This is a genomic window from Ruegeria arenilitoris, assembly GCF_013030265.1.
GTDB classification, from domain to species: Bacteria; Pseudomonadota; Alphaproteobacteria; order Rhodobacterales; family Rhodobacteraceae; genus Ruegeria; species Ruegeria arenilitoris_E.
On the sequence record NZ_WPZQ01000002.1, the window covers coordinates 106821 to 119332 of the forward strand.

At 58.3% G+C, this 12512-nt stretch carries 13 protein-coding genes; 10 read left to right on the top strand and 3 right to left on the bottom strand.

What is annotated here, in order from left to right:
* Positions 1-16: 16 nt before the first annotated feature.
* Positions 17-658 carry a CatB-related O-acetyltransferase gene (locus GOX61_RS03325; protein WP_170331253.1) on the bottom strand — a complete coding sequence of 214 codons (642 nt, stop codon included), beginning with the start codon at positions 656-658 and terminating at the stop codon, positions 17-19.
* Positions 658-1263 carry a flavin reductase family protein gene (locus tag GOX61_RS03330; RefSeq protein ID WP_170331255.1) on the bottom strand — a complete coding sequence of 202 codons (606 nt, stop codon included), beginning with the start codon at positions 1261-1263 and terminating at the stop codon, positions 658-660. The genes GOX61_RS03325 and GOX61_RS03330 overlap by 1 nt, the downstream gene beginning before the upstream one ends.
* A gap of 72 nt (positions 1264-1335) precedes the next feature.
* Here GOX61_RS03330 and GOX61_RS03335 point away from each other — a divergent pair, with 72 nt between their 5' ends.
* The 5 genes from GOX61_RS03335 (at position 1336) to GOX61_RS03355 (ending at position 4396) form a co-directional block, all read left to right on the top strand.
* On the top strand, positions 1336-1830 hold the full coding sequence (locus tag GOX61_RS03335; RefSeq protein ID WP_170331257.1) for a GNAT family N-acetyltransferase: 495 nt from the start codon (positions 1336-1338) through the stop codon (positions 1828-1830).
* A gap of 53 nt (positions 1831-1883) precedes the next feature.
* Positions 1884-2633 carry an EcsC family protein gene (locus GOX61_RS03340; RefSeq protein WP_170331259.1) on the top strand — a complete coding sequence of 250 codons (750 nt, stop codon included), beginning with the start codon at positions 1884-1886 and terminating at the stop codon, positions 2631-2633.
* Positions 2634-2764: 131 nt separating this feature from the next.
* Entirely contained in the window at positions 2765-3226 is a 462-nt protein-coding gene (locus GOX61_RS03345; protein WP_170331261.1) for an NUDIX hydrolase, read from the top strand.
* A 72-nt stretch (positions 3227-3298) separates the two neighbouring features.
* On the top strand, positions 3299-3754 hold the full coding sequence (locus tag GOX61_RS03350; protein ID WP_170331263.1) for a DUF1178 family protein: 456 nt from the start codon (positions 3299-3301) through the stop codon (positions 3752-3754).
* 3 nt (positions 3755-3757) lie between these two features.
* Positions 3758-4396, top strand: coding sequence for an SDR family oxidoreductase (locus tag GOX61_RS03355; RefSeq protein ID WP_170331265.1), 639 nt, complete (start codon positions 3758-3760; stop codon positions 4394-4396).
* Here GOX61_RS03355 and GOX61_RS03360 read toward each other — a convergent pair.
* The gene (locus GOX61_RS03360) at positions 4390-4746 is read right to left on the bottom strand and encodes a hypothetical protein (RefSeq protein WP_170331267.1); all 357 of its coding nucleotides are present in this window, start codon (positions 4744-4746) and stop codon (positions 4390-4392) included. The two genes, GOX61_RS03355 and GOX61_RS03360, sit on opposite strands and share 7 nt — an antisense overlap.
* Before the next feature lie 166 nt (positions 4747-4912).
* On the opposite strand from GOX61_RS03360, the gene GOX61_RS03365 reads away from it, so the two are divergent.
* From GOX61_RS03365 to GOX61_RS03385, 5 genes are all read left to right on the top strand, one after another.
* Positions 4913-6151 carry an aspartate kinase gene (locus tag GOX61_RS03365; protein ID WP_155145037.1) on the top strand — a complete coding sequence of 413 codons (1239 nt, stop codon included), beginning with the start codon at positions 4913-4915 and terminating at the stop codon, positions 6149-6151.
* Positions 6152-6197: 46 nt separating this feature from the next.
* On the top strand, positions 6198-8441 hold the full coding sequence (gene ptsP, locus GOX61_RS03370; RefSeq protein WP_170331269.1) for a phosphoenolpyruvate--protein phosphotransferase: 2244 nt from the start codon (positions 6198-6200) through the stop codon (positions 8439-8441).
* Positions 8442-8614: 173 nt separating this feature from the next.
* Positions 8615-10060, top strand: coding sequence for a glucose-6-phosphate dehydrogenase (zwf, locus tag GOX61_RS03375; protein ID WP_155145033.1), 1446 nt, complete (start codon positions 8615-8617; stop codon positions 10058-10060).
* A gap of 1 nt (position 10061) precedes the next feature.
* Positions 10062-11867, top strand: coding sequence for a phosphogluconate dehydratase (gene edd, locus GOX61_RS03380; protein WP_170331271.1), 1806 nt, complete (start codon positions 10062-10064; stop codon positions 11865-11867).
* Between the two features lie 3 nt (positions 11868-11870).
* On the top strand, positions 11871-12506 hold the full coding sequence (locus GOX61_RS03385) for a bifunctional 4-hydroxy-2-oxoglutarate aldolase/2-dehydro-3-deoxy-phosphogluconate aldolase (protein ID WP_170331273.1): 636 nt from the start codon (positions 11871-11873) through the stop codon (positions 12504-12506).
* The last annotated feature ends 6 nt before the right edge of the window (positions 12507-12512 follow it).

A 12512-nucleotide genomic window follows, 5' to 3' on the forward strand; every position in this document is an offset into this window, starting at 1 on the left:
CGATCAGGCCGCCCTTTTACTTTGGGACCATCCGTTCCAGCGCATCTATGTCACCGGACAACAATGCCTCATCGGCGTGCGCAACGCTTTCGGCCGGCCAGTCCCACCAGTTCAGCGCCTGCAATCGTTCGACAGTTTCGGGGTCAAAGCGGAACCGTCTGACCTCTGCCGGATTGCCTGTGACGATGGCGTATGGAGGAATTTCGCCGCGAACAACCGATCCCGCGCCGATGATCGCCCCGTTTCCGATCCGCGCACCGGGCAGGATCATCGCGCCATAGCCGATCCAGACATCGTTCCCGATGACAGTGTCCCGGCTATCAGGTTGATAACCTGCCATACGATCCGGATCGAAAACCGGAAACGGAAAACAGGTCAGCCCGTCTGTGGCGTGATTGGCAGACGCGGTGATAAACCGTACGCCATGAGCGATCTGGCAGAACTTGCCCAGCACCAGTTTCTCTCGGGAAAAGGGAAACAGGTAGGGTGCCAGCCGGAAGGCCCAGTCGTCAGGTGCATCGAAATCCGACGCGTAGCTGAACGCGCCCGCCTGAAACTGCGGGTGATCAATCGCCTGAGACAGAAATACGGTTCCCCGATGGTCAGAGCCATCGGGCAGGGTAATCGGATATCGGCGTGAAGGATCAGGCAGGGGCATCAATCATCCGGCCTTGAAAGACTGAACAGGTCGCTGACAACCGAATAATCCCGATACCCGAGGCGGGCCAGTGGTTTGAACGAGGTGACGTCGAACTTTCCGTCGCGAATATGATCGTCGTGCAGATGCACACCGGTTACTTCGCCGAAAACAACACGGTTCGCTTCGCCCGGCAGCGTGACGATTTGGGTCAGCTTACACTCCAGCGCCGCCGGTGCGTCTTTGATCCGCGCGCAGGGGATGGTCTCACATTCAATTGGGGTCAATCCGGCATGCTCGAACTCATCGATGTCTTTTGGCAATCCTGCTGAGCTTGCGTTCATCGCATCGCGATGGGCATGGGCCACAACGTTCACACAGAACGCGCCCGTGGCTTCGATATTGGCGATACTGTCCTTACCGCCGTCCTGATCATGTTTGGTGCCAGTTGTTGCAAACATCACCTGCGGCGGGGTGTAGGCGACGCCGTTGAAAAAGGAATAAGGCGCCAGATTGTTGATCCCGTTCGCATCCCGGGTCGATATCCATCCGATGGGGCGAGGGGTGATGATGGCGTTAAAGGGATTGTGCGGCAAACCATGGCCGTCTTCGGGGCGATAGAACATCTTATCTCCAAGCGTTTGCCCAAGGCGTAACGAAGTGCTAGGGCGAATGCCAGAGATGAAAAGAGGGCCGGGGTGCAGCAGTTCGGGATAAGGCCGGAAGAGCCGGACGATTGGTGGGAGGTCGAAGCCCTCTATGACCTGTGCTTTGCCCCGGGGCGCGAAGCGCTTTCCTCATATCGTTTGCGCGATGACGTCCCGCCGGTTCAGGGCCTGTCCATGGTGGCCCGCGACGGTCAGGGGATATTGGCCGGTGCAATCCGGTTCTGGCCTGTTCATGTCGGCGATCACGATGCGCTGTTGCTGGGGCCTGTCGCAGTCCACCCAACCCATCAGGGCGAAGGACTGGGCGGCTATCTCATTCATGAAGGCGTCGAAGCGGGCCGTCGCATGGGATGGCATCGCGTAATGCTGGTGGGTGACGCGCCTTACTACGCGCGCTTTGGCTTTACCCGGTTACTAGGGGTCGAAATGCCGCCACCAACCAACCCCGAGCGTATTCTGGGCATGGAACTGACCGATGGTACATGGGCTGGAATCACCGGCTCGGTCACGCGCTGGAGCCGCTGACCTATTGAATCATCCCATCAAAGTGCCAATGTCTTATGCACAGGAGGGCACATATGCAGGACGTGGTTCTGATCGAAAAAATTGATACAGAGGCTGAACTTGACCGGCTTGCCGGACATTACAGATCCGCCGGCGGGGCAGGGGTTAAACTGCTCAACAGGCTTGGCGGGTCCGCAGAATCGCTGCTTGATCAACTCCCCGAGCCAGTCCGGTCGGGTCTGACCGACGCGACAGAACATGCGTTATGGGCCGCTATGCACGCTGCAGAAGGGACACGACGGGCCGTTCCGGACCAAAAGCCCTGGGTCAATACCGCCATTACGACCGCTATGGGGGCCGCTGGTGGATTGGGTGGCATGTCAACCGCGCTTGTCGAACTGCCGGCGACGACCGCAATGCTGCTGCGTTCGATTCAAGGAGCAGCTGCTCGGGAAGGCTTTGATCCTGCAGCGGAAAACGTGAAATTCGATTGCATTCGGGTATTGTCTGCAGCAGGACCAATGTCCGAGGATGATGGCTCGGATCTGGGGTTCTATTCTGTGCGTCTGACACTGACCGGCCCCGCAATGCAGAAACTGATCGCGATGGTTGCACCACGCTTGTCCGTTGTGCTGGGGCAAAAACTGGCTGCACAGTCTGTGCCTTTGCTTGGGGCTTTGGCCGGCGGTGGTACTAACTACGTCTATACCCGGTATTATCAGCAGGTTGCGCGGGTTCATTTTGGCTTGCGCCGATTGGCAATTGACGCAGATATTCCGCACCCAGAGCTTGTTCAGCGCCTGTCGCAGCGCATGCTGCACTGATATCAGCCTATCCCCTGTAACTTGGCAATAAGCGCCTCATGTGGTATTTGTTGTTTATCGGACCGCAAAATAACGTAAAAATCGATCCGGCAGACAGGCAAAGATACCCAGTTGAAAGGCGTGACAGCGTGATGAACGCAAGGCTATCGCCAGATGTACTCTGCAAGGCCGGGAAACTTCCCGTTGTGCCTCAGTCTGCAGCGCTGTGTTACCGGCTCGTAAAGGATGGGCCAGAAATCCTGCTGATCACCACACGTCGATCCAATCGCTGGATTATCCCCAAGGGGTGGCTGATCGATGGCCTCAGCCCATCTGAAACCGCAGGGCAGGAGGCATGGGAAGAAGCGGGCGTTATCGGTACCTGTTCCACTGAAGGTCTAGGCCGTTTCTCTTATGTGAAGCGCCATCCTGATCGAGGGTCGGTGTTGTGCCTTGTGGATGTCTTTCCGCTGCATGTGCATCGGTTGGAGACAACGTATCCCGAGTGTGGCGAACGTCGGCTCAAGTGGTTTTTGCCTAAAAAAGCAGCGCTTCGGGTTACTGATCACGATCTCGCAGAAATGTTGCGCAGATTTGATCCCCATCCGCACTGAACTGCCGCCGGAAAGACTTGATATTGCCATGTCTGTCGGTATCTATTCGACAACCGACATATTGGATGGAAAATGATTCAATACGCCTTGAAATGCAGTGAAGGCCACAGCTTTGACAGTTGGTTCCAGTCTGCCTCAGCCTTTGACAAGCTGGCGGTAGCCGGGATGGTGACCTGTGCCATCTGCGGTTCGGCGAAGGTGGAGAAGGCAATCATGACACCTCGGGTGCGTCCTGCACGAAATGCCAAGGTTCAAACACAGGTTGCGCCACCGGAATCCAAAGAAATCAGTGTCGAGCCGACTGCCGCAGATGTCGAGAAGGTGCTGACCGAACTGCGCCGTAAAGTCGAAGAAAACTCTGACTACGTTGGCAAGAATTTCGCGAAAGAAGCGCGCAAGATGCATCTGGGCGAGTCGCCGGACCGACCGATCTATGGAGAGGCCAAGCCGGAAGAGGCGAAGGCCCTGATCGAAGATGGGGTCCCTGTTGCGCCACTGCCCTTTGTTCCCAGCAGAAAGACCAACTAAATCATGCACATCGTGATTACGGGCGCCAATCGTGGAATTGGCCGATCGCTTGCGGATCACTATCGGGCCCGGGGGCATGACGTCACCGGAACCGCCCGGGATGGCAGCAGTGATCTGGCACTGGATGTGACGGATCCCGCGCAGCATAGGACTGTGGCGTCGCTGCTTGAAGACCGGCCCATTGACCTGTTGATCTGCAACGCAGGCGTCTATCTGGATAAAGGGCACGATATCGACGGTTATCCGGCCGAGATGTGGGCCCAGAGTTTTGCGGCCAATGTGACGGGCGTGTTTCTGACGGTTCAGGCCCTGTTGCCCAATTTGCAGGCCAGCAAGGGCAAGATCGCGATCATGTCGTCTCAGATGGCATCGCATACACGGGCGCCGGGTGGCAGCTACATCTATCGCGCATCAAAAGCGGCTGCACTCAATCTGGGGCGCAATCTGGCAACGGACCTGCGCGCTGATGGTATTGCAGTTGGTATTTACCATCCCGGCTGGGTTCAGACGGACATGGGGGGTCCCGCAGCCGAGATCACGACCGATCAGGCCGTTGAAGGCCTGACTGACCGGTTTGAAGCGCTCAGCCTAGATAGCTCGGGCTGTTTTGAAACCTGGGACGGCCGCGCGCACGCTTACTGAGTGTTCAGTGCCGCTTTGGGGATCTCGTAAACCTCGCCGGGATCAATGAAAATCACCAGAATATCGCCGCGGGTTTCCGAGGTGAGTTGCGACGTTGAGCTGCTCGAATCCGGTTCGCCATTGGTAAAGTAGATGTTACGGACTTCACCCGTGGGCAAGGCAACCGCAAGTGTTGCTGTACCATCATCGCGGCGACGCAATTCCGCGTTACAGCTCTGCAGTGGTTCACCAGCCAGGGCAGCGCAGGGAACGGTTCCCAATGCATTCTTACCGTCTGTCCCGGCCTGGGTCGCCACCTGAGCGACTGCAGGGGATGACATAAAAGCAATGACAAAAGCAAAACGGAGCATGGGAAACCTCTTGGTCTAAGTCGTTGACGTCACGCTGGCATTGCCACCTTCCAATGTAAAGCGCACCTTTCGCGCAGCCTCGCGTTCTTTGCCCACTTGCTCTTGCGGTCCCCCTCGCATAAGAGGCACGAGACCGGAATTCCAAGGCGCGGAGACACTTGCCCCCATGCCCGTACTCGTGATGAAATTCGGCGGCACTTCAGTCGCCAATCTTGACCGCATCCGCCGTGCTGCAAAACGCATCGGTGTCGAAGTGGCAAAAGGCTATGATGTCATTGTCATCGTATCGGCCATGTCCGGCAAAACGAATGAGCTGGTCGGCTGGGTTGATGAGATCTCGCCGCTTTATGACGCCCGCGAATATGATGCGGTTGTGTCGTCCGGGGAAAACGTGACCGCCGGTCTGATGTCTCTGACCCTGCAGGAAATGGATATTCCTGCGCGCAGCTGGCAGGGCTGGCAGGTGCCTCTGATCACCAACGGTGCCCACTCGGCGGCGCGGATCGAAGAAATTCCGACCGACAATATCAACCAGAAGTTCGGCGAGGGTATGCGCGTAGCGGTCGTTGCCGGTTTCCAAGGTATCAGCCCCGAAGGCCGCATCACCACGCTGGGTCGGGGTGGATCTGATACCACCGCTGTTGCCTTCGCCGCCGCCTTTGAGGCCGAGCGTTGTGATATCTATACTGACGTCGATGGTGTTTACACCACCGATCCGCGCATCTGTGAAAAGGCGCGCAAACTGGACAGAATTTCGTTCGAGGAAATGCTCGAACTGGCCTCGCTGGGGGCCAAGGTGCTGCAGACCCGCTCGGTCGAGCTGGCGATGCGCTACAAGGTGAAACTGCGTGTTCTCTCAAGCTTTGAGGAACAATCCGACGAGGCCGGTACGCTGGTTGTCGACGAGGAGGATATCATGGAATCCAATGTAGTGGCCGGTGTGGCCTATTCGCGGGACGAGGCAAAGATGACCGTTGTTTCGGTTGCGGACCGCCCCGGTATCGCCTCGATCATTTTCACCGCGCTCAGCGATGAGGGTGTGAATGTCGACATGATCGTCCAGAATATCTCGGATGAGGGTCGCACCGATATGACCTTCTCGTGCCCCACCAATCAGGTGACCCGCGCCGAACAGGCCCTGCTGGCGATCAAGGAAAAAGGCGAGCTGAACTACGCCGAACTGGTTGCGGATCAGGATGTCTGCAAGGTCTCGGTCGTCGGAATCGGCATGCGTTCGCAGTCGGGTGTTGCGGCTAAAATGTTCAAGGTGCTCTCGGATGAGGGGATCAACATCAAGGTCATTACAACCTCTGAGATAAAAATTTCCGTACTTGTGGATCGGAAATACATGGAACTTGCTGTTCAGGCACTGCATGATGCCTTTGAACTGGACAAGGCGGCCTGAGCTGATCGGCCAAAGGTCACGCCTGACACCGTAAAGCGATTAGGCGATGGCGGACGGTACGGAAACAGAATCCCGCAAGCTGCTGGGGCGGCTGCGCGAAGAGATGGCGAGCGAAGCCGCCGGTCAGGAACGTCTTGACCGGATCACGCATCTGATTGCCGACAGCATTCAGGCCGAGGTCTGCTCGATATATCTGTTCCGGGATGAAGACACGCTCGAGCTCTGTGCGACCGAAGGTCTGTCGCCCGAAGCGGTGCACAAAACCCGTATGCGCATGGGTGAGGGGCTGGTGGGTCGCGTCGCAAACAGCGGCAAAGTGGTCAACACAGCCGATGCACCCTCGGCCAAAGGCTTCCGATATATGCCCGAAACGGGCGAAGAACGATTTTCTTCTTTCCTTGGTGTGCCGGTGCAGCGTCTGGGCGAAAAGCTGGGCGTTCTGGTTGTGCAGTCCCGTGAAGCGCGCGAATTTTCCGCTGATGAGGTCTATGCGCTGGAAGTGGTCGCAATGGTTCTGGCCGAAATGGCGGAGCTGGGTGCCTTTGTCGGTGAAGGTGCGGCCCTGTCACCCCTGCACCAACAATCGGTTCTGCTGCGTGGTGGTCCGGCTCAGGAAGGGTCGGCCGAAGGTCATGTCTGGCTGCATGAACCCCGCGTGGTTGTCACCAATCCCATCGCGGACGATCCGCATCGCGAGTTGGAGCGCCTGACCGAGGCGGTGGACGAATTGCGGGTGGGCGTCGACAAGATGCTCGAAATCTCTCAGGGCGGTGACAAGGAGCAGCTGCAGGTTCTCGAAGCCTACCGGATGTTTGCCAATTCCAAAGGCTGGATGCGGCGGATGGAAGAAGACATTGCCCGCGGTCTGAGCGCCGAGGCGGCCGTCGAGAAAGAGCAATCGCAGGCCCGCGCGCGCATGAGCCAGGTTACCGATCCCTACCTGCGGGAACGGCTGGCTGATCTGGATGACCTCAGCAATCGGCTGTTGCGCATTCTGACTGGGCAGGGCGCAACAAACGGGGCGGATCTGCCACCTGATCCGATCCTGATTGCGCGTAATATCGGTCCGGGTGATCTGCTGGAATATGGCCGCTCTCTCAAGGGTATCGTGCTCGAGGAAGGCTCAGTTGGCAGCCACGCCACTATCGTAGCCCGCGCTCTGGCGATCCCTCTGGTGGTACATGTGGGCCGGATCACGACTGAGGCTTTGAACGGCGACCATATCCTGGTCGACGGGGATCAGGGCGTCGTTCATCTGCGCCCCGAGGAAACTGTTGTCGGTGCCTTCCGCGATAAGATCGCGATGCAGGCCAAGGCACAGGAACGTTATGCGTCGATCCGAGAAACCCCAACGATTACGCAGGACGGTGCCCAGATCAATCTGGTTATGAATGCGGGCCTGATGGCCGACCTGCCGTCGCTTGAGAATTCCGGTGCCGAAGGGGTTGGTCTGTTTCGAACGGAACTGCAATTCCTGATCCGCAACCAAATGCCGAAACGGTCCGAGTTGGTCGCTCAATACAAGCGCGTCCTCGATGCCGCCCACGGCAAGCGTGTGGTATTCCGCACCTTGGATATCGGTTCGGATAAGGTTTTGCCCTACATGAAACATGTGGAGGAACCGAACCCTGCGCTGGGCTGGCGCGCCATTCGGGTTGGTCTGGACAAGCGTGGCGTTATGCGGATGCAGTTGCAGGCATTGCTGCGGGCCGCAGATGGTCGCCCACTGACCATCATGTTCCCTTTTGTCGCGCAGGCCGAGGAATATCGCGAGGCCCGCTGGGAGGTGAACAAGACCATCGAGCGTGAAAAGCGGTTGGGTCATGTTCTGCCGGAATCGCTTGAGGTTGGCGCGATGCTGGAAACCCCGTCCTTGGCCTTTGCACCGCAGAAATTCTTTGATGAGGTGGACTTTATCTCGGTCGGCGGCAACGACCTGAAACAGTTCTTCTTTGCGGCAGATCGCGAGAACGAACTGGTGCGCCGTCGTTATGATACGCTGAACGTCAGCTTCCTAACCTTCATCGAACGGATTGTCGAACGCTGCAATATCTCGGACACGCCGCTCAGTTTCTGCGGCGAGGACGCGGGCCGCCCGGTTGAGGCGCTCTGCCTTGCGGCGATGGGTATCCGGACCCTGTCCATGCGCCCGGCCTCGATTGGCCCGGTCAAAAGCCTGCTGTTGCGATCGAATTTGCAGGATGTGCGCAAGATCATCGCAGATGCCCGCCATCGCGGGGAACAATCGGTACGCCCGTCTGTTATGGAATGGCTCCGTAATCAGGGATGAGGCGCTGTAAGCCCGAAACTGGCGCATCCGGCAAATCCATGCTTGATTTTTGGGACGGGTCTTTCTATTGAAACGACAAATGTTAGCGATAACATTATCTGTATACGCGCGTCTCACTTCTGCGCCAAACGCCATGTTAAGCTGATTGCGGTGAACTCGAAAGGAACCTTGCAATGGTCTCACGCGTAATTCCGGTACATCCGTTCGACCTTGTGTTGTTCGGTGCGACCGGCGATCTGGCGCAACGCAAGATCCTGCCAGGCCTCTATCACCGGTTCGAAGTCGGGCAGATGCCGGAAGAGGCGCGGATCATCGCGACAGCGCGGTCTGAAATGGATGATGACGGTTTTCGCGAACAGGTTCGTGCCTCGATGAAGGAATTCGCGCCCGAGTTTTCGCCGGAGGTCCTGGATCGTTTTCTGACCCATGTGGAATATGTGCCGGTCGATGCATTGGGTGATAGCGGATGGAAAGCGCTCGGGAAATCTCTGCGCCCCGATGTTGTTCGCGCCTTTTACCTGTCCGTAGGCCCAAGCCTGTTCCCCGGAATAGCGAAACGCTTGAACGACGAGGGGCTTGCGACATCTGACAGCCGGATCGTCGTCGAAAAGCCCTTTGGACATGATCTTGCATCTGCAAAGGCGCTGAACGAAGGTCTGCGCGCGTGTTTCGATGAACATCAGATTTACCGGATCGACCATTATCTGGGAAAAGAGACAGTTCAGAACCTGATGGCGTTGCGCTTTGCCAATTCGCTGTTCGAGCCGCTATGGAATTCCACCCATATCGACCACGTCCAGATAACCGTGGCCGAAACTGTGGGCGTCGAGGGGCGCGGGGCCTATTACGATCAATCCGGCGCGATGAGGGATATGATCCAGAACCATCTTGTCCAACTTTTGTGTCTGACGGCCATGGAGCCGCCCTCGAAGTTCTCACCAAATGCGGTCCGGGACGAAAAGGTCAAAGTCATCGAAGCATTAGAACCGGTTGCGCCCGCCGATATCGCGCGCGGTCAGTATCGCACGGACAAGGGGGGCGATGGCTATCTGGATCACGTGGGCAACCCTGCCAGCCGCACCGAAAGCTATATCGCGCTCAAGGTTCATCTGGGGAACTGGCGCTGGGCGGGTGTCCCGTTCTACCTACGTACCGGCAAACGCCTTCGTGCCCGTGAATCCGAGATTGCGGTGTTCTTCCGCGATCCGCCACATACGATTTTTCCCAATGTTGGTCCTCTGCACGGCAACGTGCTGGTAATCCGGCTGCAGCCTGACGAAGGCATCACCCTGCGCACAACTATCAAAGAGCCGGGGCAAGGTGGGTTCCGCTTGTCCGACGTGGCCTTGGACATGAGCTTTGCTGATGCATTGGGTGACGAGTCCAAATCGCCGGACGCCTATGAGCGTCTGGTCATGGACGTGATCCGCGGTGATCAGACCCTGTTCATGCGCGGGGATGAGGCCGAAGCGGCGTGGGCCTGGGTTGATCCCATCATTCAGGATTGGGAAGAGCGGGGCGATCGCCCTTCGCGCTATGATCAGGGTAGTTCCGGACCCGAAGAAGCATTGATGCTGATGCATCGCGACGGGCGCCGCTGGCGCCAGATCGGAGGTTGAGATGGTTCACAACGTCATCACCGATGTCACACAAAGGATCGTCGATCGCAGCGCGCCATTGCGCTCGGTTCATCTTGAACGGATGGAGCAGGCGCGTTCAGCCGGGCCAGCGCGCGGTCATCTGTCCTGCAGTGGTCAGGCCCATGCCTATGCAGGCGCAGGCGATGACCAGCAATCATTGGCCACGGGCCACGCCGGAAATCTGGGCATTGTCACCGCCTACAACGACATGCTTTCGGCGCATCAGCCCTTTGAACGCTACCCCGAACTGATCCGTCAGGCCGCGCGTGTCGCAGGTGGCACTGCACAGGTAGCGGGCGGAGTTCCCGCAATGTGTGACGGCGTCACGCAGGGTGCAGCAGGCATGGAATTGTCGCTCTTTTCGCGTGATGTGATTGCGCTGGCTGCGGCTGTTTCACTTAGCCACAACACCTATGATGCCGCTGTTTTCCTTGGCGTCTGTGACAAGATCGTTCCCGGTCTGGTCATCGCGGCACAGAGCTTTGGGCATCTGCCTTCCGTTTTTCTACCCGCAGGTCCGATGACCAGTGGACTGCCAAACGACGAAAAGGCCAAGGTTCGCCAGCAATTCGCTGCCGGAGAAGTCGGACGCGAAGAACTGATGGCCGCCGAAATGGCTGCATACCATGGCCCCGGGACCTGCACCTTTTATGGCACTGCAAATACAAACCAGATGCTGATGGAGTTTATGGGGCTGCACCTGCCGGGATCCAGCTTCATCAACCCGAACACGCCCCTGCGTGATGCGCTGACAGAGGAAGGCGCACGCCGCGCCCTGTCCCTCAGCGCGCTGGGCAACAACTATACCCCGGTTTGCCAAATCCTCGATGAACGTGCCTTTGTGAACGGGATCGTCGGTCTGATGGCGACAGGCGGATCAACCAACCTGCTGATCCACCTGATTGCAATGGCCCGCGCGGGTGGTATCGTGCTGGACTGGCAGGATTTTTCTGACATCTCGGCTGTGGTTCCGCTGGTGGCGCGAGTCTACCCGAATGGTCTGGCCGACGTGAACCACTTCCACGCGGCGGGTGGCCTTGGATATTGCATCGGAACGTTGCTTGAGGATGGTCTGCTGCACCCCGATACTCTGACTGTCGCGGGGCGTGGTCTTCAGCACTATACGCAGGAACCCAAGCTGATCGATGGGCAACTGGTCTGGCAAGAAGGCGCGGGCCACAGCCTGAACGAAAAGATCGTTCGCCCCGCCAATGACCCCTTCCAGCCCACAGGCGGATTGTCGCGTCTGACCGGCAATCTGGGCACCGCGGTTATGAAGGTTTCTGCCGTGGCCCCGGAACATCAGGTGGTCGAGGCCCCCGTGCGCGTGTTTCACGATCAGGATGAGGTCAAGGCAGCATTCAAGGCCGGAGAGTTCACGGATGACGTCATTGTTGTTGTCCGGTTTCAGGGGCCAAAGGCCAACGGGATGCCCGAACTACACTCTCTGACTCCGATCTTGTCGATTCTGCAGGGCAGGGGTCAAAAGGTGGCGCTGGTAACCGATGGACGCATGTCTGGCGCTTCGGGCAAAGTTCCTGCTGCGATTCATGTCTGTCCCGAAGCGCTTGAGGGTGGCCCGATTGCCTGCCTTCGAGATGGCGACATACTTCGTGTCAATGCCGTTACCGGCGAGTTGGAAATCCTGACGGAGGGTGTTCTGGAGCGGATACCTGTCACGGCTGATCTGTCTGCACATCAACACGGCGTCGGGCGTGAGTTGTTCACAGCATTCCGCAACACCGTCGGCCCGGCTGATGCCGGTGCAAGCATATTCGGAGCCTGAGCCATGACATCCAAGTCCCAACGTACCCGCGAAATCTGCGCGCTCGCGCCCATTGTCCCGGTTCTGGTCGTCGATGACGCGGCACAGGCGCGTCCTCTGGCCGAGGCACTGGTCGCGGGTGGTCTGCCTGCGCTTGAGGTCACGTTGCGCACACCCGCCGCGCTGGACGCGATCCGCGCCATGGCCGAAGTGCCCGGCGGAGTTGTTGGTGCCGGCACTCTGGTCACACCCGAAGACGTTCGTGCCGCCAAAGAGGCTGGTGCACAGTTTGGCGTATCCCCCGGCGCAACAGATGCCCTGATCGCGGCCTGCGAGGCTGAGGGCTTGCCGCTGCTACCCGGCGCGGCCACCGCAAGCGAAGCCATGGCGCTGCTCGAAAAGGGTTATGACATGCTCAAGTTCTTCCCGGCCGAAGCCTCGGGAGGTGCACCCGCCTTGAAGGCCATCGGCGCACCGCTGCCGCAGATCAAATTCTGCCCGACTGGTGGCGTATCTACGTCAAATGCCCGTGATTACCTGTCTCTGTCCAATGTTGTCTGCGCAGGCGGCAGCTGGGTTGCGCCCAAACAGATGGTTTCTGGCGGAGATTGGTCGGGTATCGAAACACTTGCGCGCGAGGCTGCCTCTCTGATGGATTGACGTCGC